We start from the raw sequence: 23,140 nt of genomic DNA, 5'->3' as shown, positions 1-23,140 counted from the left end.
CTCAAAAACCACAAACAACAACATGCTAGATAAACACGGAATTGCTAAACGAATAGCGAAAGAGCTTGAGGATGGCTTTTATGTCAATTTAGGTATTGGTATCCCGACTCTTGTAGCAAACTATATCCCATCTGATATTGATGTCGTATTACAATCTGAAAATGGATTGTTAGGCATCGGTCCTTTTCCCACAGAAGATGAAGTTGATGCTGATTTGATCAACGCAGGAAAGCAAACAGTAAGTATGTTGGCTGGCTCTAGCCTATTTAGTTCTGCTGAAAGCTTTGCGATGATTAGAGGGGGACATATTGATCTGACCATTTTAGGCGCAATGGAAGTTTCTGAGAATGGAGATATTGCCAATTGGAAAATCCCTGGGAAGATGGTGAAAGGTATGGGAGGAGCTATGGACTTGGTTGCTTCTGCTGACAATATTATAGTTGCTATGCAGCATTGTAGCAAATCAGGTCAATCAAAATTATTGCCTAAATGCACCCTTCCAATCACAGGAGTAAACTGTGTAAAGAAAATCGTGACAAATCTTGCGGTACTTGATGTATTACCTGAAGGAGGTTTTAAGCTCTTGGAAAGAGCACCAGGTGTGAGTGTGGAAGAAATTAAAGAAGTAACAGCAGGTAAGCTTATTGTAGAAGGAGAAATCCCTGAAATGCAACTTGATTAGATATCATAAACCAATTCAATTATACGACCAGATTTGCCAGACTTGAGTATTCGAGTCTGGCTTTCTTTTTATAATTCAAACAATAGTTATCTTTGTGAGTTCTTTCTGCTAGGAGAGTTGAATAAGACCAAGAGAATATGACTATTGCACTTTTTATCGTTCTTCCGTTTATCCTTACATTCGCACTTTTTGGAGTTTATGCAGAGCGTAAAGTTTCTGCCTTTATTCAGAATCGTGTCGGACCGATGGTAACAGGTCCTTACGGATTACTACAAACGTTGGCGGATATCGTCAAGCTTTTGACAAAAGAGGATACTAGACCTGCGGCAGCTGACAAACCCTTGTTTCAGTTAGCGCCCGTAGTTGTTTTTACTTCTATTTTCGCAGGTTTCGCGATTATCCCTTTTGCACCAAACTTTGTTGGATCAGCTGCCGCTGTTGGTGTTTTTTACATGATGGCAATCATCTCAATGGATGTGATTGGTATTTTGATGGCAGGTTGGGGTTCTAATAACAAATATGGATTGTATGGCGCAATGCGTTCTGCCGCTCAAATGATTTCATATGAAGTACCACTGAGTTTAACGATTTTATGTCCTGTGATGATTTCTCAGACCTTGGATCTACAAGAGATGAGTATGCAACAAGGTATATTCTCAGCTCAATTATTGAATGCCGATCCTAATTATTTATTCGGATTAAAGTTTTTAAATATAAATGTGACTGAAGTTGGAGGATTTTTGACATGGAACATTTTCCGTTCTCCATTCCTCTTTTTCGCTTTTGTCATTTTCTTCGTAGCATCTTTAGCGGAAGCTAATCGTACACCATTCGATTTACCTGAATCAGAATCAGAGTTGATTGCAGGTTATATCGTAGAATACTCAGGAATGCGTTTTGCCTTCTTGATGCTTTCAGAATATGGAATGATGTTGTTGGCAAGTTTGCTGGCTAGTATTCTTTTCTTAGGAAGTTGGAATACGCCTTTGCCCAATATTGGTTCTGTTCGTTTGGCAGATTGGACAAGTGGAGTTGTCGGTGAAGTAAGTGGGTATGCTTGGGGAGCATTTTGGCTAATCTCAAAAGCATTTACTTTGGTGTTTTTCCAAATGCTAGCTCGTTGGACTTATCCACGTTTGCGTATTGATCAGTTAATGGCATTATGTTGGAAATACCTGACACCAATGGCACTTGTATTAGTACTTATTAGTGCTGTTTGGAGATTGATGATGATCTAGGTGAAGACTGATCTAAATGGTATGAATAGAGCGGAAGTTGTACAGAAACAACTTCCGTTTTTTAGTTTCAAGAGTTACGCTATCTTTGCGGGCTGAATTTTTAATATGATTACGGATTAATGGATTGGGTAGAATTTTGGGAGAGCGTTTGGAGTACTGCTAAAGCTTTACAGTGGTTTGAGGTAGTAGCTTTCGCGACAGGTTTGATGAGTGTTTGGTATGAACGTAAAAATCATATTGCAGTTTATCCTTTAGGCTTAATCAGTGTGGGCATTTTTGTGTATATGGGCTATACTTCTGCTTTATATGCTGAAATGGGTATCAATGCATATTATGTGATGATGAGTGTGTATGGTTGGTACATGTGGACTCGTAGAGATTCGAATCATGCTGTATTGCCAATCACTTTCAATGACTTCAAAGAGAATTTAATAAGTATAAGTTTCGCTCTTTTGAGCTTTATAGCCTTGGGCTTTTTTCTCGATCATTTTACTGATACGAATGTCCCTTGGTGGGATGCCTCTAGTACTGCCCCTGCTTTCGTAGCGATGTGGCTTGTGGCAAAGCGTAAAGTTGAAAATTGGCATTTTTGGATTTTGGCAAACCTTCTAGCCATTCCATTATATTTTTATAAAGGCTGGTACTTGAGTAGCCTACTTTATTTCTTCTACCTATTGTTAGCTATTTGGGGATATTTCTCTTGGAAAAAGAAAGCACAAGAAGCATGTCAAAAACTTACCGTATAGCCATTACAGGTCCAGAGTCTAGTGGGAAGAGTACTTTAGCTGAACTTTTAGCAAAGCATTATCAGACGGTATGGGTTCCTGAGTTTGCTCGGACTTATATCGAAAAACTGGATAGACCATATGAAGAAAAAGACCTTCTTCTCATTGCTAAAGGTCAATTAGCAGCAGAAGAGCAGCTGATTCCAATGGCAAATCAAATCCTTTTTGTAGATACAGAAATGACAGTACTCAAAGTTTGGGGGGATGTGAAGTATGGACGATCGGATGCTTGGATTGTTGATCAACTACAAAAACAGCAGTATGATCTTATTTTTTTGATGAAACCAGATTTACCTTGGGAAGCTGATCCTCAGCGAGAACACCCGCATTTCAGAAATGAGTTATTTGAAATGTACCAAAAAGAACTAAACAAACTAAGTAGTAATGTCATTATAATAGGCGGACTGAAGGAAGAGCGAATTGAGAAGGCGATAAATAATATAGAACTACTTCTAAATTCGAAATAAATTCTTACTTTTGCATCCGTTTTTTATAAACATTTGTAATCACGTAACATTCACAACTAGGGGTGCCTCAATACAACGGGCTGAGAGTATACCCATACAACCCGATTAGGTAATGCTAATTCGGGGATAGTTGAAACGAAGACGTTTCCTAGTCTTCAGATTTTAAACAACTTCAAATGAAACAATTATTATCTGGCTTACTGGTATGGCTATTACCAGTGTGTGCTTTTGCGCAATTTAGTATTACTGGAAAAGTAACTTCAGCTAACGACAATCAAACATTAATTGCAGCCAATGTTCAATTGCTTGGAACAAAGTACAGAACAATTACGGATGCAGACGGAAACTTTGCTTTCGATAACATTCCTGCTGAAAGCTATGACCTGAAGGTTAGTATTCTTGGTTATCAGACTTTTACTCAAAAGCTAACGCTCAAGCAAAATACAACGATCGAGATTGCTTTGGAGGAAAAAGTAATCATGACAGAACAAGTTATTGTCAATGCACTTAGGGCAACAGACAAAACGGCAATGACATTTACCAATTTGGATAAAGAGGTTATTGAGAAACAAAACTTTGGACAAGATATGCCTTTCCTTTTAGCGCAAACCCCCTCAATGGTTGTTACTTCAGATGCGGGTGCAGGGGTTGGTTATACAGGGATGCGTATCAGAGGTAGCGATGCTACACGAATCAATGTGACGGTAAACGGAATCCCTTTGAATGATTCGGAATCTCATAATGTGTTTTGGGTGAATATGCCCGATTTTGCTTCTTCGGTAGATCAACTTCAAGTACAAAGAGGTGTCGGGACATCAACCAACGGAGCCGCAGCATTTGGAGCATCAGTAAATATTCAGACTGAAAATGTAAACCCTGATGCTTATGCTGAAATCAATAATGCTTACGGTACATTCAATACGATGAAGAACACCGTGAAATTAGGTACTGGGCTGATCGATGATAAATTTGCTTTTGACGTCAGACTATCAAATATTACTTCAGATGGTTATGTAGATAGGGCTTTTTCTGATCTTAAGTCACTTTGGGTGTCTGGAGGATACTACGGAGAGTCTACCATGATTAAGTTGAATGCTTGGACAGGAAAAGAAAAAACATACCAATCTTGGTGGGGAGTACCAGAATACCTATTGGAAGAAGACCGAACTTATAACTATTATACTTACGAAAATCAAACAGATAATTATCAACAAGACCATTATCAGTTGATTTTGGCGCAAGATTTATCTGATAACTGGACATTGAATGGTGCTTTGCATTACACAAAAGGTCGTGGGTATTATGAAGAGTATAAAGAAGGTGAAGACCCTGCTCATTACCAATTGGTGTCGGAATCTGGTGCAGAAACAGATTTGATTCGTCAGAGATGGTTAGATAATGATTTTTATGGTTTTACGCTAAGTCTTAATTATGCTTCTGATCGATTGAGTTTAAATATTGGCGGAGCAGCTAATGAGTATGTGGGCGATCACTTTGGAGAAGTGATTTGGGCTGAAACAGCGAGTCCTGCAAAATGGGGAGACCGCTATTACTTCAATGAAGGAAAAAAGCAAGAAGCAAATACCTATGTAAAGGCTTCTTATCAGTTGTCTGACAAACTCAATTTATACGGAGATCTTCAATATCGCTACATTCATTACCGTACAGAAGGAAATGATAATGACCTTGTAGATATCAATACGGGAGGAACTTATAATTTCGTAAACCCTAAGTTTGGAATCAACTACCAAATGACACCAAATTCATCTTTATATGCTTCGTATAGTATTGGGAATAGAGAGCCTGTACGTTCTGACTTTGTAGATGCGCTAGATGGTGTAACACCAAAACATGAAACTCTTCGCGACTTTGAGTTAGGATACCGTTTCAGAAATAGTAATACACAATTGAATGTGAATTATTATTTGATGGATTATACTAACCAACTTGTAGTGACAGGTGAATTGAATGATGTAGGTTCAAATATCAGAACAAACGTAGATGATAGTTACCGAATGGGTATTGAACTTGATGGTAGCTATGCTTTCAATTCAAAGTTAAGTATTGCAGCCAATTTGGCTTTGAGCATCAATAAAATTGCTGAGTTTACAGAGGTTGTTTATGATTACACAGAGGGTACTGATGAGTTTGTAAGATATAATACCTATGAAGATACAGATATTGCATTTAGTCCAAGTGTAGTAGGTGGTGCGCAATTGAATTACCGTCCATTTAAAAACTTTGAGGTGAGTTTTATCTCTAAATATGTAGGCGACCAATATTTGGATAATACATCGAATGAAAACCGTAAGTTAGATGCTTACTTTGTGAATGATCTGAGGTTTTCATACAGTATCAAACCTCGATTCATGAAGTCTATTGATCTAGCTTGTCAGATTAATAATATCTTTAATCATACTTACGAGGCGAATGGTTATACCTTTAGTTATTATTGGGATAATGAGTTGATCACTGAGAATTATTATTACCCACAGGCAGGAACAAATGTGATGTTCTCTGTATCTATGAAATTATAATTTTCAATAGTGTTTATATAAAAAAACACCTCAAGCATTTTGTTTGCTTGAGGTGTTTTTCTTTAGATGATATCTTGGTTTTTCAATCTATCAGCAATGTCTCTTGCACTACCAAAGTTATTCCAGTCTATACGAATAAGCGGAGTGTTATACGTTCTACAGATTTGAGGTAAAGCTGCTTCATGATAATTATGAAGGTCCAAGATATACTCAAATGGAGTACCAGCCTCAGCATTTCTACCTCTTCTAAGCAAGCGTTCATAACTCACTTTAGGGTCTGCTTGCAAATATACAATAGCATCTACTTGAGGGTAATCCTTCAAAGCGTCAATGATGTCGTAGTAGTAGCTCAAATACTTTCCATCAGGGCGTTCCATACCCAACATATTCACTTGAGAGAAAATGAGGTCTGAAAATAGCGAACGCTCAATCAGATAATTTCCTTCAGGAATATTGTTAAGTAACTTAGCTCTGGTTTCTGTAATGTATTTTTGAAAGGTAAGACGTTTCTCAGTATCATGAGGATTGTCTGTAAAATCTTTCAGAAGCTTGGTAAACATTGGGTCATCAACATCTTCTTTAATTGGAGTAAAACCAATTTCATCTGCTAGTTTCGGTAGAAGTGTGCTTTTTCCTACCCCTATATTCGCTTCAACAGCTATTAATTTCATTCTTTTTTCTTCTTTCTCTAAATATTCCCCTCTACACAAAGGTATGTGTTGATCTGTTTATGAAGTAACAGAAGTGCATTACCTAATGAAAAAGTCATTACGATCTCTTATCAAAATGAAGATCAAAGAAAGTACAAGTACGCTTTTTCGAGCGCAAGATATTGGTTTTCGAGGACTTTATAAAATGCAATAAAAAATCTCCAAAATCACATCGATGAATTTGGAGATTTTTAAATAGGAAATATTTCTATGCTTTTTTCACTAAAATGTTCTCTTCAACCCACTGAAGCATATAATTCATCACTTCTTCTTGGTTCGTTTCATTGTGAAGTTCATGCCTTGCTTCATCCCATTCTTTGAATAGAAGATTTTCATTTGCTTTATCTGCTAACTGCTGAGATGATTTGTGAGATGTTACGGTATCATGATTTCCATGCATAAGAAGCATGGGAAGGGAGAAATTAGCTCCTTTTTCTATTATAGATTTTCCTGTAGCAGATACTCCTGTGAATAATTGAGTACCCATTACGCCATGTACATAAGGGTCAGCTTTGTAGGCTTGAGCTACCGTTAAATCACGAGACAAACCTTCTTCGTCTAATTTACTTTGCACAGTGAAGTTAGGGAAAATACTACCTATAAATTTTGCGATAGAAACAACAAAAGAAGGGGGCGGGCTAGCAAGGCTTAGCCAAGGACTCGTGATAATAGCCCCTTCAAATTCGTTTGATTTTGCCAATAAATAATTCAATGCAAGGTTACCACCCATACTGTGTCCGTACAAAATATAAGATGAGTCTGGGAATTCATTTTTTACCTGCTGAATAAAAAATGAAATATCATCCATTAATTGATCGTATGAACTGACTATCCCTCTTTTACCTTCAGTACGTCCATGCCCTCTAAGGTCAAAACCTACAAGTGCAATTTGATGGTCTACAAAAAACTTGGCCACGTGTTCGTAACGATGGATGTGTTCTCCAAAACCATGTACCAAGCAAAGAACAGCTTTGGGTTTCTGTTCGGGGCTCCATTGGTAAGCATAAAAGGCCTGTCCATCTGGAGTATTGTATGAGATTTCTTTTTGCTGCATGAATTTTTTCTTTAAAAAAATACGATTTCAGATTAGACTTAACATCCAAGCTTAGATTCTGAGGAATAATGTGTTACTTAAGTTGGTAAACACACAGTCTAGTATTCAAAAGGTCGGGAATCTTAAGAAGATAGAAAAGAATTCTGTATTTATTACAAAAAATCTTAGGATAAAGAAATCAGATAGGCGATCAAATTCATTAAGTTTATTAGATTTGCACGGTATTGACATAGATAAAATTAAGATAGTACAAGATGGCATCATCACTGAAAAACTTAAGCGAGTACGTAAAAAATAAAGATATTGATATTTCGAACAAGCGTTTTGCGATTGTAGTGTCTGATTATTACACTGACATCACAGAATCATTGTTCAATGGTGTAGTTGAAACTTTACTAAAAGAAGGTGCAAAAGAAGAAAATATCTTCAAAGAGTATGCTCCTGGTACTTATGAGTTGACTTTGGCTTCTCAGTATATGGCACAACTTGACGAGGTAGATGCAGTAATCTGCTTAGGTTGTGTGATTCAAGGAGAAACAAAACACTTTGACTTTATCTGTCATGCTGTAGCACAAGGCTTAACCAATGTTTCTTTGAAATATGATAAACCTGTGATTTTTGGAGTTCTTACACCAAACACAATGCAACAAGCATTGGATCGTGCAGGAGGAAAGCATGGTAACAAAGGTGTTGAAGCAGCAATGGCAGCCGTAAAAATGCTAGGCTTTAATCAATAAAAGTTGAAAGCCCCCAAGAGTTGGGGGTTATTTTTTGGGTGAAGATTAACAAAAGAGGGTTGTCTTTCTAGTTTTAATTATGTGGACAAAATTTACAAGAGTCGTTCTCCGAAATCGCTTATTTATTATCATTTCTCTCTTGCTGTTTACCGTTTTTATGGGATGGCAAGGGCGAAAGGCTGAAATGTCCTATGAATTCTTACGTATCATTCCCGATACAGATCCCGAAATGGTTTATTACAACCAATTTTTGGAAACATTTGGAGAGGATGCCAATGCATTGATTTTAGGTTTCGAAGACGATAAGATCTTTGAGTTTGAGAATTACAAAGCTTTTGAAGGCTTTACTAAAAAGGTTGAAGGGATTAGTGGTGTTAACAGTGTTATTAGTGTAGCCAACCTTCCACAATTAGTAGTAAACAGAGACGAAAAGAAATTTGAACTGAAGCCTGTCTTTGACAAGTCGCCTCAGTCGCAAGCTGAATTGGATAGTTTGAGAGGACTGTTCAGCCAGCAAAAGTTTTATGAGAATAAAGTATTTAATGCCGAAACGGGGGCTTCATTAGTCGTTATAGCTTTTGAGAGTGACTACCTGAACTCTGAAAAACGATTCCCGATGATGGATGAGATTTTTCAGGAATGTGATCGTTTTGAAGAAGAAACAGGATTACACATTCGCAGGTCGGGATTGCCTTTTATCCGCTATATCACATCTACGAAGGTGAAGAAAGAGATGAGCCTTTTCTTGGGTATCTCAATCGGTGTTACTGTACTAGTAATGTTCCTATTCTTCCGATCATTTACACCTGTGATCGTGGCACTAATGATGATCGGTATTCTGATCGTTTGGGTGACAGGAACATTAGGGCTCATAGGCTATAAAATTACGATTCTGACAGGATTGCTACCACCAATATTGGTGGTCATAGGTATACCAAACAGTATTTATCTGATCAATAAATTCCATCAAGAATACAGTCACCATCAGAATAAGATCAAGGCGATTACAAGAATGATTAAGAAAATCGGTTTTGTAACGCTAATTACCAATACAACAACGGCTATTGGTTTTATGGTATTGATCTTCACAGGTATTCAAGGAATGATGGAGTTCGGTATTGTAGCAGGGATTAACATCTTCGCTACTTTCGTGATCAGTGTGACTTACATTCCTGCAGTGCTTTCATATTTGCCAGACCCAACGACAAAGCAGCTAAAGCACTTAGAATTTACACCTACTGGTAAGTTAATCAATGGTATTGACCAAGTAGTAACAACCAAAAGGACTTGGGTATACGCTACCACTTTTGTGATTGTAATCGCAAGTATTGTAGGACTGATGAAAGTGAAATCTAATTCTTACATGGTAGATGACCTTCCAGAAGGTTTTAGTGTAAGACAAGATTTGGCATTTTTTGAAGATAATTTTAGTGGTGTAATGCCATTAGAAATTATAGTAGATACAGGCAGTAAGAAAGGGTATAGAAGAAAAGGTACTTTTGAAAAAATAGAGGAGATAAGTGATTTTGTATCTTCTATTGACGAGGTTTCACCTGCTATTTCTATGGCTACTTTCTTAAAAGCAGCCAATCAAGCTTATAACGGAGGAGATACGATAGATTATCGATTGCCTTCAAAAATGGAGTTAGCAACAATCAATAAATACTTCAAGAATTCTGGTGAAAATGGCGGTTCTGACCTGTCTAAAAACTTTGTAGATTCAACAGGACGTTATTTGAGAATATCAATGCGTATGGCTGATATTGGTTCTATCAAGATGGATTCATTGATTGATACGAAAATTAGGCCTGGGCTTGATGAAATTACTGAGGATTCTCGTTTGAGTGCCGCTATTACAGGTACGACAAGAGTATTTATCAAGGGTAATGATTTCTTGATTGAGAATTTGAAGAACAGTATGTTCTTAGCATTCTTCTTGATTGCGATAATCATGGGACTTCTTTTTGGGAATTTGAGAATGATCTTGATTTCTTTGATTCCTAATATGATTCCGCTCTTGATTACGGCAGGGATTATGGGCTATCTTGATATCCCTTTAAAGCCAAGTACTGCACTTGTATTTAGTATTGCATTTGGTATATCTGTAGATGACTCTATTCACTTCTTGGCGAAATACAGACAAGAATTGGTAATGCACCGATACAATCCTATAAATGCAATTCATATCAGTATCAGAGAAACAGGTACGAGTATGTTCTATACTTCTATTGTACTGTTCTTTGGTTTCGTGATTTTCACAGCATCTGATTTTGGTGGTACAGTAGCTTTAGGTCTTTTGACTTCTATTACACTGCTGATTGCCATGTTGACCAACTTAGTTCTTCTTCCTTGTTTGCTTTATACTTTTGAAGTAAGAAGGCAACAAATGAGGTTTACACCAATTTTTGAGGTAGTAGAAGATTTCTATTTGGAAGACGAAGACGAGGAAATAGACCTCAATCAGATTCGTGCAGAAAAAAGAAGAGATAATGAGTAATCATTATTTCCATTTATAAATGAAACGGCTAATCTCCTACCAAAGATTAGCCGTTTTTTTGTTTTAATACCGAATTTCAGAAGAGAATTAAGTTAAAGGAAAAGTACTATTAGCACATTTTTGAGCTGTATTCTCAGAACTTGTGCTATGAAATGAAAAATGCAATGATTTGAGTCGTTTAAAGGCGGTTTATAGCTTGAAAATATGCAGTTAAAATTGTACCTTTAGCCGTATTTATTTGAAATAATCCTATGGCAGAGAATAAAGAATATTCAGCAGGCAATATTCAGGTACTGGAAGGTCTTGAAGCAGTTCGAAAGCGTCCAGCCATGTATATTGGTGATGTTGGAGTTAAAGGTTTACACCATCTGATTTGGGAGGTTGTCGATAACTCTATTGACGAAGCTCTTGCAGGTTACTGTAAGAACATTGAAGTGACAATTCATGAGGATAACTCGATTTCCGTAACAGATGACGGTCGTGGTATCCCTACAGATATGCACCCTAAAGAAAAAAGATCTGCTTTGGAGGTCGTTTTGACGGTACTTCACGCAGGGGGTAAATTCGATAAAGATACTTATAAAGTATCAGGTGGTTTGCACGGTGTGGGTGTATCTTGTGTGAATGCCTTATCTAAAGATTTGAAAGTTACAGTACACCGTAATGGTGAACTTTGGCAACAAGAATATAAAATCGGTAAACCGCAATATCCTGCTAAGGTAATCGGTGACACTGATATTCACGGTACAACGGTTCATTTCTGGCCTGATACTGATATTTTCACGGCAAGTGTATACAACTACGAAACTGTAGCAACACGTCTTCGTGAGTTGGCATACTTGAATGCAGGTATCAGAATCAAGTTGAAAGACCTTCGTGAAATGGATGAAGAAGGAAATCCAATTTCGGATGAATTCTACTCTGAAGGTGGTTTGAGAGAGTTTGTAGCTTATTTGGACTCTACTCGTCACAAACTGATTCCTGAGCCAATCTATATGGAAGGTGAGAAATCTGGTATCCAAGTTCAAGTTGCGATGTTGTACAATGACTCATACTCTGAGCATGTTTACTCATATGTAAACAACATCAACACTTATGAAGGTGGTACACACGTTTCTGGTTTCCGTAGAGCTTTGACACGTACGTTGAAGTCTTATGCAGATCGTTCGGGTATGCTTGAAAAAGCAAAAGTGGACATTTCTGGAGATGACTTCCGTGAAGGTTTGACAGCAATTGTTTCTGTGAAAGTACCAGAACCGCAATTTGAAGGTCAGACAAAAACAAAATTGGGTAACTCTGAAGCAACAGGAGCTGTAGATTCATCAATGTCTGAGACACTTGCTACGTTCTTGGAAGAGCATCCAAAAGAAGCGAAGCAAATCATTTCTAAAGTAGTTTTGGCTGCGCAAGCACGTCATGCAGCTCGTAAAGCGAGAGAAATGGTTCAGCGTAAAAACGTCTTAACTACGACTAGTTTGCCAGGTAAATTGGCTGACTGTTCTGAAAAAGACCCTGCTCAATGTGAAGTATACCTAGTGGAGGGTGACTCTGCGGGTGGTTCGGCAAAACAAGGTCGTGACCGTAACTTCCAAGCGATCTTGCCATTGAAGGGTAAAATCTTGAATGTTGAGAAAGCACAAGAGCATAAAATTTACGATAACGAGGAAATCAAGAATATTATCACTGCTCTTGGTGTATCTTTCGGTACAGAAGAGGATGAAAAAGCCTTAAACCTTGAAAAACTTCGTTACCACAAGATCATAATCATGACCGATGCCGATGTGGATGGTAGCCACATTCGTACATTGATCTTGACATTCTTCTTCCGTTATATGAAGTCGTTGATCGAAAAAGGTTATGTATATATCGCTCAGCCTCCTTTCTATTTAGTGAAGAAAGGTAAGCAAGAACGCTATTGCTGGACTGAAGAAGATCGTATCAATGCAATTGCAGAGTTTGGTGGAGAAGAAGGAAAAGTAAACGTACAACGATACAAAGGTCTTGGAGAAATGAACCCTGAGCAGCTTTGGAGTACGACAATGGATCCTGAGTTCCGTCGTCTAAACAAAGTAGAGATTGAGTCAGCAGCAGAAGCTGATCACTTGTTCTCTATGCTAATGGGAGATGAAGTAGGACCTCGTCGTGAATTCATCGAGAAAAACTCTAAATACGCTAATGTTGATGCTTAATCAACTTCGTATTTAATTAGATATTGACGGGATAACTCATTAGAGTTATCCCGTTTTTTTATTCTACTATAATCTTTTGGATATGCCTTTTTCCAAGCTGATCGATAGTATGAATAAGGTAAAAGCCATTTTGTAAAGGAATATCAAGATGTATTTTAAAAATGTTCTCAGTAAATTTTCTGTAGTAAATGAGTTGACCAAATAAGTTGTAAATCTCAGTTTCTTGAAGTGCTACAGAGGGACTTTGAATATGAATGAGCTGGCCACTTTCTATCTGTGATGGGTAAACTAAAATATTAGCCTTTTGAGTGTTGGTAAGTGGAAGAATATCTGTGTAGGAATATTGATGATCGGATTCTTTAATCTTGAGTCTAGCATATTTGGGGTTACTAGGAAATACGTTTTTTCTCCATTGGTATTTTTGAATAGCAGCTTCAAAACCATTTGCATTTACTCTGTCTATTGACATCCAATTTATTCCGTTTTCCGAAGTCTCAATATCAAAGGATTTGATATTTACTTCAGAGACTGTCGCCCAATTCAAAGACAAATTGTAGTTCTCTATTTCTCCCTTAAAGGAAATCAATTGAATAGGAAGTGTGATATTTTCATCATCAATGATAGAGAGTGATACAGTCTCAACAGGAGAAATATATGGGAGTGTTTCAGCTTCTTTTATTTGAATTGAAAGATGGATGGTTTCATTGCTTTCAAGTTCAGTATCTCCATGAATTGGGATATTGATTGCTTTTTCACCTCCTTCACCATTCGAGAAAATTATTTCTATTGGGAATTCGCTATTGTCATAATCAATCCCTAAATCAGGATTATTTCCTCCAGTGGCGTCACCGCTTTCTAAGTCATGTATTTCAATTGTTAGAGCGCCAGAAAGGTCTCCATCTCTTTTCACTTTTACGATATTGTTAGTTTCAAATAACTCAGAGTTCGATTCTGTAACTTCAAAAGTATCAGCTGTAAATGAAATAGATGGACAATTATTATCTGCAAAAGGAGTGAGATCCGTTTGAACGCCAGGAGAAAAGTAGTCTTCACTAATGGATAAATGTGTTGAAAAAGTCTTTCCGAGTGCATCTCTTTGTCTTGTGATGGATTGATCTGAGTTCGCATCACTTCCGTAAGTGACTTGATCAATTAAATTCCCATTTTCATCTTTGATACTAATGATATCACCGGTATTGTTCAAGCCTAAAAAGCCATTTGATGAAATTACATATTGAGCACAACCAAAATTTGCATTTGGGTTTCCCCCTCCAAAAACAATAATTGCTTCTCCTGCCTTTAAGGTGGTTCCATCTTCAAAAACATGCCTCTCAAGTTCAGCATCTGTAACTGTCCAATTAGAAATATCAAGATCAATAGGAGTGGGGTTAACAAATTCGATAAACTCATCATCATAAGCATCTCGAATGCCATCTATATTGCTATCTCCAAAGGAAAGAGAGTTGTGAGGATCGGCTAATATTTCATTGATAAGAACTTTGGGAGTGATATCAAAAGAAAAAGAAATATCCTCATCCATAAACTGAGTTGGGTTATCAGCATTCGCAATTTTATTTGCATATAAGTTTACTGTAATGGATTGTCCATAATCAAAACTTTCTTGAGGGCTGAGTGTAAAGCTTTTTTGATCAGAGGTAGAAGCTTCACATAGAATTGTTCCTTGGCTACTTCCTAGAAGCTCAAACCAACCATCCGTAAGTGTTACTTCATTGTAGAATGTGAGTGTGATTTCAGTTTCAGCTTGGTAATAAATAGCTGTTTCATTTGGGCTGTACTCTTGTATTCTAGGAGTCGCATTAAGGTTTTGCCCGACTGCGCTATTTTCAGTTCCTAAAGAAGCAGCTGAAGGAGTGGTCCATGTGGCATCAGTTCCAATCCCTGTTCTTTGGAGTGAGTAATTGGAGGGAGTTGTATTGGATTCCTCGACTCCTATATCAGTAGATGAAATATCAGTGAATCCCGCTACAGAAATGTTGTTCAAACTCCCTTCGTAGCTGATAAAGTCTAGAAGAATATCATTGTAGGTGAGCAATACACCATCGGGGCTACCATTTTGGATACCAGATTTTTCCCAAGTCAGAATAGTGTACGCTCCATTTGTAGAGATTGAACTATAATTGACTCCTATGTCTACAGAAGCATAAATCTGATTATCTGCTCCATTTATTAGGTGTAGATTGAGAAGGTTATAGTCTGAAATAGAGCTTGTAAGTACGGCTATTTCAATGTTTTCGTTACTATCGCTACCATTGTTGTCGTAATGAATTTCATTAACCCATCCCACTTGAGCTGAAATATTCTGTAATGAGATGAAGAATAAAAGGCTTAAGAATAGCGTTTTGGCTTGAAGTATAATTTTTGGAGTCAAAATAATTGATATTGGGTGAATAATGGGTTAAAAAGGGAAGTATAAAATAGACGATAGAGGTTAATCAATTAAGCATTGTACTTATTTAAAGTGACTTTTCTTAGTAAAGTGATGTATTATCGCCTATGTATGAAAATGCCTGAACTTAGAAAATGTATTATGCTAGTAAAAGGTAACTGTGTGAGATACAGTTGCGAATTGACATTTTTTCAAATGTGTTTTTTTACATCTTTCAATACTTTAAGCCAGATGATTCTTTGGTGATATTCAAACCGTCAATTGATAGTTGTATGAAACCACAATTACCTAAACTTATTCTTTTTCTCTGTTTATTAGTTTTCGCTATACCATATTCTATTGCTCAAAAAGTTCAGTGGGCTAGTGAAGTGGTAGGCGTTTCTACTGAGTATAAATTAAAAGGAAAGATTAATACCCAATATAAAGCAACACAAGCTTTAGGCGAACCTAATAAATTACCTGCAATAGGAAATTCTAGTTGCGCTTGGTCGCCAGCTTCTCCTTCTTCAAGTTTTCCCGAATGGATTCATGTACGTTTTGCTGAAGCGCAAGCAGTAAAACAAGTATTGGTTGCAGAAACGTATAACCCAGGAGCTGTATCTAAAATCATGTTTATCGATGAAGGGAATGGATATCATGTTGTTTATACAAAAGACGAGTTCAAAAATTCAAAAACAAAAGGAGGATTATATTCTTATATGTTGCCCGAACTCACCGATTATAAAGTAAAAGAAGTGAAGGTTCTCCTGTCAACTTCAAAGGTGAAAGGTTTTAATCATATTGATGCCATAGGAATTTCTGATAGTGAGGTGAAGCCTAAAATTGTTGTTTATGAGGGGAAAGAGTTGATGGAGTTTAAGGTAGAGAAAGTAAAGGGCGCTTTAAATACATCATTCGATGAAATCAACCCAGTCATTAGTCCTGACGGGAATAGATTGTACTTTGTACGAAGAGGTCATCCTAAAAATTATGGTGACAAAAAAATGGATGATATTTGGTATGTTGACCGAAAAGGAAACTATTGGGGTACACCTAAATTATTAAGTCCTCCGATTAATAATACAGGGAATAATTATGTCTGTGCAATTGATCTCAATGGGAATATGCTATTGGGTAATGTGTATTTAGAGAATGGAGAAATGGCGAAAGGACTTTCTATAGCAAATGAAAACTCAGATCGATTACCTGTTCCTCTTGAAATTCCAGATTTTCAGAATAATTCAAATATTGGAGACTTCTATTTAGCAACGAATAATCGGGTGATGATTATGTCTATTCAACAAACAGATTATTCGTTTGGCGAAAGAGATCTTTATGTGAGTTTTAGAGGTGAAGGTGGAAAGTGGTCAGCTCCTTTAAATCTTGGCAGTTCGATCAATACAGCATCTCATGAAATGACACCTTTCTTGGCCCCTGATGGAGAAACACTATACTTTTCTTCTACAGGTTATAGCGGCTACGGACAGGCTGATATTTATATGAGTAAGCGTTTGGATGAGACATGGGAGAATTGGTCTAAACCAGTGAATTTAGGAAAGAAAGTCAATAATGAAGGTTCTCAGGTTTCATTCTGTATGGATGCGAAAGGGAAACAAGGCTTTTATGTGAGCTTAGATACAGAAGGGAAAGGAGCTGATATCTATACGTTTAATGTACCTAAAAATTTAGCCCCAAAGAAAGTAGTAGAAGTGCGTGGAAGAATTTATGATGCAGAAACAAATGAAAATATCTTTGCTCAAGTCATGTATCAGAACCGTGAAGGTAAGACAGAGGGTTTTTTCACTCCTAATCTGAAAACGGGAGAGTTTAAGGTGATTTTACCTGCTTCTCAAAGTTTTACTTTCAAGTCTGATGTGAAAGGATATTACCTTTCTGAGCAAAAAGTGGAGCTTTCTGGTGAGAGTTCGTATGCTCAGATTGACCTTGTGTTGCACCCACTGAAAATTGGACAACGAATTAATTTAAAGGATTTGATTTTTGTGCAAAGTAAAGCGGAGGTAATGTATGAGTCAGTGACGGAATTACAACGATTGTTGGCTGTTCTAGAAGGAAATCCGACCTTGAAAATCTTATTGGAAGGACATACGGATTTAGATGGTGATCCTGAAATTAATTTAGCGCTTTCGGAACAAAGAGTTCAGACGGTGAAGAAATACCTTAAAGATAATGGTATTGAAGAGAATCGTATTCAGACACAGGCTTTTGGAAGTACAAAGCCACTTACCCAAAAACGAGATTATAAGTCAAAAAAGATGAATAGAAGGGTTGAATTTAAGGTTTTAGAGATTTAAAGACTATAGTTTTCCTCATTCAAAAAAAGGTCAATAGAAACTTAAATTCTATTGACCTTTTCTATTCATAATATGTTGGAAATTATTTTTTCGTTCCAGAAAGTTGGTCAACCATAATAGAAATTGCACCATCTCCTGTGACATTACAAGCTGTACCGAAACTATCTTGAGCCATATAAAGAGCAATCATCAGAGAAGTTAAGGTAGGCGGGAAACCTAACATGGTTTCGAGCAAGCCAAGTGCAGCCACTACAGCACCACCAGGAACACCCGGAGCTGCAATCATGGTCACACCTAGCATCATTATAAAACCGAAGATAGCCCCAAATTCTGTAGGCATACCGTTAAGCATCATAATAGCCATTGCACAACTTGTAAGTGTAATCGTACTACCAGACAAATGAATTGTGGCACATAATGGAACCGTAAAGTCTGCTATATCTTCTCTTACATTATTCTTGATGACTTGTCGAAGCGTAACAGGAATAGTCGCTGCCGAAGATTGTGTACCAATGGCCGTAAAATATGCAGGAAGCATCGTCTTTAATAGTTTTAGAGGCGATTGTTTACTTAAGATTCCAGCAATGGTATATTGGATAGAAAGCATTATAAAGTGAAGTGCAAAAATCACTAGAAATACTTTGATAAATACGGATAAGACTAAAGTGGATTGACCAGTGTAAGTCATCTGGGCGAAAATACCAGCAATGTGAAACGGAAGTAGAGGAATGATAATTAGTGTAATTATTTTCTCTATAATCAATTGGAACTCATTTGCTATGTTTTTTAATGCATTCCCTTTCTGAATAGTGATCCCGAGTCCAAGTGTAAATGCTAATAACAAAGCCGACATTACTCCCATAAGTGGAGGCATTTCAACAGTGAAATAAGGAGTAATGCCGCCTTCTGAGGTTGAGAAAGACTCTAATGAAAAGGAACCTGTTTCCAATAAATTGGGTAAGACCACCGAATTCACACCATAAGCTATAGCACCTGCCGTGATTGTGGATAAGTACGCTAAACCAGCGGTAAGGGCTAGTAGTTTCCCTGCTCCACTTCCTAAATCTCCAATTCCTGGTACAATGAATCCGATAATGATTAGTGGAATCATGAAGCCTAGGTAATTCCCGAAAATCTCATTGAAAGTAGCCAAGAGGCGAATGATCCAGAAATAATCTAAGTTACCTAAGCCGATTCCTATAAATATTGCAATGATGAGCTTGGGGAGAAGCCCAAGTTTTATCCCTTTAAGTTTTGCCATAAGTATTTTGTGATTTTTATATCGAGGTGTATTTACTACATCAACGAAAGTAATACTTATAGAACAACAAGATTTGCAAATTAGCTTATGTTTGAGCTTGTTAGGATACGATCACGTTTTATTGAGAACCTAAAAAAGTAACTACTTCTGGGAAAAACATCACGATACTAAGTACCAATAATTGGATTAGGATAAAAGGGATGATACCTCTGTACAGGTGAGACGTTCGAACCGATGGCGGCGCAACGCCTTTTAAATAAAACAATGAAAATCCGAATGGAGGAGTCAGAAATGAGGTTTGCAAATTCAGAGAAACCAAGATGGCTACCCAAACTAAATTCATGTCATAAGCTTGGAAAATAGGGGTGACTACAGGCATGAAAATAAAAACGATTTCTATGAAGTCGATAAAGAAGCCAAGAATGAACATCCCCAGCATGACAATGAGTAAAAATCCTATTGGTGATAATTCTGAAGAATGAATAAACGAAATTAAAATTTCATCCCCACCAATACCTCTAAAAACAAGACCAAAAGAAGTTGCCCCTACTAGAATCAGAAATACCATACTCGTGAGAAATGTAGTTTCTCGCATGACTTCTTTTAGAATGTTGAGATTTAATTTTTTCTCAAATGCAGTCAGTAAAGTCGCAACAAAAGCACCAACTCCAGCAGCCTCAGTAGGAGAGGCAATACCTGTGAAAATGGAGCCTAATACCGCTAAGACAAGTAAGAACGGAAGAACAAAAGCACTGATAATAGTTTTTACAAAGCCTTCTTGATTTTTGAATTCAGTTAAAGCATCGGTTGAGATTGATGGGATATCTTTTGGTCGGACAATGCTCAAAATAAAAATATAAGCGATATAAAGTCCGACTAGCAAAATGCCAGGAATGACAGCACCTATAAATAAATCTCCGACAGAAACATTCATAACACTTCCTAGAAGAACAAGTACAATACTTGGAGGTATGATTTGCCCGAGTGTCCCCGATGAAGCAATCACGCCTGTTGCTATCTCAGGTCTGTATCCTTTTTTCAGCATAATAGGCAGACTGAGCAAACCCATAGTAACGACTGTCGCGCCTACTATTCCTGTGGAAGCAGCGAGCATCGTTCCTACCAAAATGACTGAAATAGCGAGTCCCCCTCTCAAACGCCCAAGCAAAAGGCTCATAATATTCAGTAGTCGTTCTGCTATACCGGATTTCTCAAGCATTACCCCCATAAATACAAATAGCGGAACAGCCATCAGTAACTGATTACTCATCGTACCGAAAATACGTAATGGAAGAAGGTAGAAAAGGTCTATCCCAAAAACGAAATATCCGAAAATAATAGAAACACCTGCTAATGTAAAAGCAACAGGATAGCCAAAAAGTAAGGCAATGAATAAGGTAGCAAAAAGTAAAAGGACAATCATGATTTAGTAAAGTTAGCTTGATGTGATGTGTTTAATCTTCTTGATTCCAAATGACTAACATGGAGTTGATGATTAGAGAAAATCCCTGAAGGAGCAATAGTGTAAAACCAATAAAAATACTTGATTTGATCAGGTAACGAGCAGGTAATCCACCTGGGTCAGTAGAGCTTTCGTTGATGGCGTAAGATGCTTCAATATATGGAATACTAGCCTTGAGTATAATCCACGCAAATGGAAAGAGAAAAAGAATAGTACCAAAGATATTTACGAGTGCTTTGTTTTTAGGTGAAAAACGATTGTAAAACACATCTACTCGAACATGTTTATCGTGTTTTAAGGTGTAAGCCGCTCCAATAAGAAAAAGAATTGCAAATAAGTGCCACTCAAGTTCAGCAATAGCAGGTGTGGAGTAACTCAGAACGTAGCGCTGAAATACATCTAGACAGATTAGTAAAACTAAAAGAAGAGCAAGCCAAGAGATCGCTTTTCCAATATGTTCATTCAGCTTTTGGATAGTATGTGAAAAGTATAAAATTGATTTTTTCAGCATATTAAAGATTGTTTATTGGAAATTGTGTTGGTATTGAACAATTATTAGCTTTTTTGTAAATAAATATAATACAATTTCCTCAGCATATAGCTTTTTTAATAGCTTGACTAAAGCTAAACCATATAAATTCACTGTTTACAGAATTGAAAAGAGGAAGCTTTTTATCACTAAAAACCAAAGGCCGATAGTTTTAAATGAATAGCTTGAGTTTCAAAAGCTCTAAAAAAATAATACTGCTGATTATTCTGTTGTTTGAAACACTTTTAGGTTTTGCTCAAGACGATTCCCTAAAGGTTTATCAGACAATTCGAGTGAGAGCATATCAGTCTATCGTAATCGGGGATAGTGTCTACTCTTTTGAGCGAGATACTGTGTTAGAAGTCCCTGTAGATATGGAGTACAGTTTTGACTCTTTGGATGTGGAACGAACAGAGCAGTTTTTAGATTCTTTGAAGATTAAAGCGGATCAGAGTAGAGTTGGAAGACAGTTGTATTCTTGGTTTTTTGATCGAAGTAATAACAAACCGGCTAAAGTTCGAGATTCTCGGAGGGAAGAATATTGGACTGCATATGAAGGAAAAATTATTAAAGATGTTGAGATTATACGGCTTCCCCCTTTTGGTACAAGTGTAGATGGCTATAGTAGGGCAAGTGTCGATCGTTTTGAGGCTTGGGCTAATAAAATTCATACGCTAACGCGAAGGCATGTTGTCCGAAATAACTTGATCGTAAAAAAAGGTGAAAAGGTCGTTGCTGCTAAAATGTATGACAGTGAGCGTCTTATCCGTCAATTGTCATTTATTAAAGATGCCCGTATCAACCTTTTTCCTACCCAATCAGAAGATTCTGTGTCTTTACAAATTGTGACAAAAGATCAATGGGCTATTATTCCTGTTGGCTCTTACGGCTCTACTTCTAGGTTTGATTTCGGATTGAGACATGGCAATATTGCAGGTTTAGGACACCGCCTTACACTCGAAGGAGTTTATAGAGGAGATGAACCACCAAATTTAGGCGTAGATATTGAGTATGAAATTGTAAATATTGGAGGTTCATTTATCAGACTAGAAGGTGATTATGAGTCGCATGCAGATCGGGAATTGCAAGGGATTCGCTTAGAAAGAGAGTTTTTCTCTCCACTCACTAAATATGCAGGAGGTGTTGGAGGACGCTATGAATTGCGAAGACGGGCCTTAGAAATTGATACTTTAGGTAATCGGATGGATACTGAAGGTACCTTTGCAGATGCATGGTTTGGTAGAGCATATAAACTTAGCAATGAATATAATTATCGCTTGATCACTTCAGTTGGTTTTAATCGGCAGAATTATACGATTAGACCTGCTGTTGAGGAAAACCTCAATTACAATTATCATAATTATGATCAGTATTTGGCAAATATTGGTGTGTCTGATCGTAAATTCTATGTCACTTCTTTAGTACGTGGATTTGGTAGAACAGAGGATATTCCACTCGGGCACCTTCTTCAATTTACAGGCGGATATGAAAATGGAGAATTTGAAGACCGCTATTATGGTGCTGTAACTGTTGCTTCTGGTCAAAAAAATAAGAAAGGGGGGTATTATCGGGCAGAACTCAATTTAGGAAGTTTTATAGATAGTGCTCGTTTAGATCAAGGGGTGATCAATGTAGAGCTTGTTCACTTCTCTAGACTTTTTAGAAAAGGAGACTGGAATTTTCGCTACTTCATCAATCTCAATTATTTAAATGGAATTAATCGCTTTGAAAGTGATTCTGTCATTTTGAACAGAGATGTAGGTTTGAATAATGTGAGATCACGTGAACTTTTTGGAAAAAAAAGAGCTGTAGTTGAGCCTGAAATTGTATTCTTCAGCCCTTATCAGTTTTATGGCTTTAAGATTGCGTTTTTTGGATTTTGGAGTGTTGGTACGATTGCACAAAATACATCTGACAGTATTTTTAAATCTCCTAGGTACCATAGTCTTGGCTTCGGACTTCGGACACTAAATGAAAACTTGTCAATTAATATTTTGGAGTTAGAAATAGGCTATATACCCAATGATATACCCGAACAGTCGAAGTTTAGTATACGGCTGAGTACTAGTATCCCTTTTGAGATTAAAGGTTTTGAAAGTAGGCGTCCAGAAATAATCCCATATAGGTAAATCAAAATTATCTTTTGCAGTTAAATCTTCTTAAATGAAAGAAAAGGTTTGTGAAAACTGAAACATTGTAACTTTGGATTTATAAATTTCGAATAAACGTGAATAAATTTTTATTAAGAAATTATTGATAGATCAAGGCGAAATGAAGGAACTATTTTGTGAAAC

16 protein-coding genes are annotated in these 23,140 nt (G+C 37.1%); 10 read left to right on the top strand and 6 right to left on the bottom strand.

What is annotated here, in order from left to right:
- Positions 1 to 22 precede the first annotated feature (22 nt).
- The 5 genes from BC781_RS03900 to BC781_RS03880 all read left to right on the top strand — a co-directional run bounded on the left by BC781_RS03900 (position 23) and on the right by BC781_RS03880 (position 5,709).
- Entirely contained in the window at positions 23 to 682 is a 660-nt protein-coding gene (locus BC781_RS03900) for a 3-oxoacid CoA-transferase subunit B (RefSeq protein ID WP_109615924.1), read from the top strand.
- 137 nt (positions 683 to 819) lie between these two features.
- Positions 820 to 1,920 carry a complex I subunit 1/NuoH family protein gene (locus tag BC781_RS03895; RefSeq protein ID WP_109615923.1) on the top strand — a complete coding sequence of 367 codons (1,101 nt, stop codon included), beginning with the start codon at positions 820 to 822 and terminating at the stop codon, positions 1,918 to 1,920.
- Between the two features lie 119 nt (positions 1,921 to 2,039).
- A complete protein-coding gene (gene pnuC, locus BC781_RS03890; RefSeq protein WP_109615922.1) occupies positions 2,040 to 2,666 on the top strand; it encodes a nicotinamide riboside transporter PnuC in 627 nt (208 codons plus the stop codon).
- Positions 2,645 to 3,172, top strand: a complete 528-nt coding sequence (locus BC781_RS03885; RefSeq protein WP_109615921.1) for an AAA family ATPase — start codon at positions 2,645 to 2,647, stop codon at positions 3,170 to 3,172. The genes pnuC and BC781_RS03885 overlap by 22 nt, the downstream gene beginning before the upstream one ends.
- 176 nt (positions 3,173 to 3,348) lie before the next feature.
- Positions 3,349 to 5,709, top strand: coding sequence for a TonB-dependent receptor (locus tag BC781_RS03880; protein ID WP_109615920.1), 2,361 nt, complete (start codon positions 3,349 to 3,351; stop codon positions 5,707 to 5,709).
- 62 nt (positions 5,710 to 5,771) lie between these two features.
- Here BC781_RS03880 and BC781_RS03875 read toward each other — a convergent pair whose 3' ends face one another.
- Together BC781_RS03875 and BC781_RS03870 are read right to left on the bottom strand one after the other, a co-directional pair.
- Complete coding sequence (locus tag BC781_RS03875) at positions 5,772 to 6,380, bottom strand: deoxynucleoside kinase (RefSeq protein ID WP_109616582.1); 609 nt, start codon at positions 6,378 to 6,380, stop codon at positions 5,772 to 5,774.
- Positions 6,381 to 6,627: 247 nt separating this feature from the next.
- Positions 6,628 to 7,473, bottom strand: a complete 846-nt coding sequence (locus tag BC781_RS03870; protein ID WP_109615919.1) for an alpha/beta hydrolase — start codon at positions 7,471 to 7,473, stop codon at positions 6,628 to 6,630.
- A gap of 254 nt (positions 7,474 to 7,727) precedes the next feature.
- On the opposite strand from BC781_RS03870, the gene ribH reads away from it, so the two are divergent.
- The 3 genes from ribH (at position 7,728) to gyrB (ending at position 12,896) form a co-directional block, all read left to right on the top strand.
- Entirely contained in the window at positions 7,728 to 8,210 is a 483-nt protein-coding gene (gene ribH, locus BC781_RS03865; RefSeq protein WP_109615918.1) for a 6,7-dimethyl-8-ribityllumazine synthase, read from the top strand.
- A 79-nt stretch (positions 8,211 to 8,289) separates the two neighbouring features.
- A complete protein-coding gene (locus BC781_RS03860) occupies positions 8,290 to 10,707 on the top strand; it encodes an efflux RND transporter permease subunit (protein WP_109615917.1) in 2,418 nt (805 codons plus the stop codon).
- 251 nt (positions 10,708 to 10,958) lie between these two features.
- Entirely contained in the window at positions 10,959 to 12,896 is a 1,938-nt protein-coding gene (gene gyrB / locus BC781_RS03855; protein WP_109615916.1) for a DNA topoisomerase (ATP-hydrolyzing) subunit B, read from the top strand.
- Between the two features lie 58 nt (positions 12,897 to 12,954).
- Here gyrB and BC781_RS03850 read toward each other — a convergent pair whose 3' ends face one another.
- Positions 12,955 to 15,285, bottom strand: coding sequence for a lamin tail domain-containing protein (locus BC781_RS03850; protein ID WP_109615915.1), 2,331 nt, complete (start codon positions 15,283 to 15,285; stop codon positions 12,955 to 12,957).
- A gap of 290 nt (positions 15,286 to 15,575) precedes the next feature.
- On the opposite strand from BC781_RS03850, the gene BC781_RS03845 reads away from it, so the two are divergent.
- Complete coding sequence (locus tag BC781_RS03845; protein ID WP_146201616.1) at positions 15,576 to 17,594, top strand: OmpA family protein; 2,019 nt, start codon at positions 15,576 to 15,578, stop codon at positions 17,592 to 17,594.
- A gap of 82 nt (positions 17,595 to 17,676) precedes the next feature.
- Here the strand turns inward: BC781_RS03845 and BC781_RS03840 are convergent, their stop codons facing one another.
- The 3 genes from BC781_RS03840 to BC781_RS03830 form a co-directional block, all read right to left on the bottom strand.
- Positions 17,677 to 18,855 carry a dicarboxylate/amino acid:cation symporter gene (locus BC781_RS03840; RefSeq protein ID WP_109615913.1) on the bottom strand — a complete coding sequence of 393 codons (1,179 nt, stop codon included), beginning with the start codon at positions 18,853 to 18,855 and terminating at the stop codon, positions 17,677 to 17,679.
- A gap of 118 nt (positions 18,856 to 18,973) precedes the next feature.
- Positions 18,974 to 20,278 carry a TRAP transporter large permease gene (locus BC781_RS03835; protein ID WP_109615912.1) on the bottom strand — a complete coding sequence of 435 codons (1,305 nt, stop codon included), beginning with the start codon at positions 20,276 to 20,278 and terminating at the stop codon, positions 18,974 to 18,976.
- Positions 20,279 to 20,309: 31 nt separating this feature from the next.
- Positions 20,310 to 20,828, bottom strand: a complete 519-nt coding sequence (locus BC781_RS03830; protein WP_109615911.1) for a TRAP transporter small permease subunit — start codon at positions 20,826 to 20,828, stop codon at positions 20,310 to 20,312.
- Positions 20,829 to 21,022: 194 nt separating this feature from the next.
- On the opposite strand from BC781_RS03830, the gene BC781_RS03825 reads away from it, so the two are divergent.
- Positions 21,023 to 22,975 carry a BamA/TamA family outer membrane protein gene (locus tag BC781_RS03825; protein WP_109615910.1) on the top strand — a complete coding sequence of 651 codons (1,953 nt, stop codon included), beginning with the start codon at positions 21,023 to 21,025 and terminating at the stop codon, positions 22,973 to 22,975.
- The last annotated feature ends 165 nt before the right edge of the window (positions 22,976 to 23,140 follow it).

This window comes from Sediminitomix flava (genome assembly GCF_003149185.1).
Taxonomy (GTDB): Bacteria; Bacteroidota; Bacteroidia; order Cytophagales; family Flammeovirgaceae; genus Sediminitomix; species Sediminitomix flava.
This window is presented reverse-complemented; position numbering and strand designations above follow the sequence as displayed.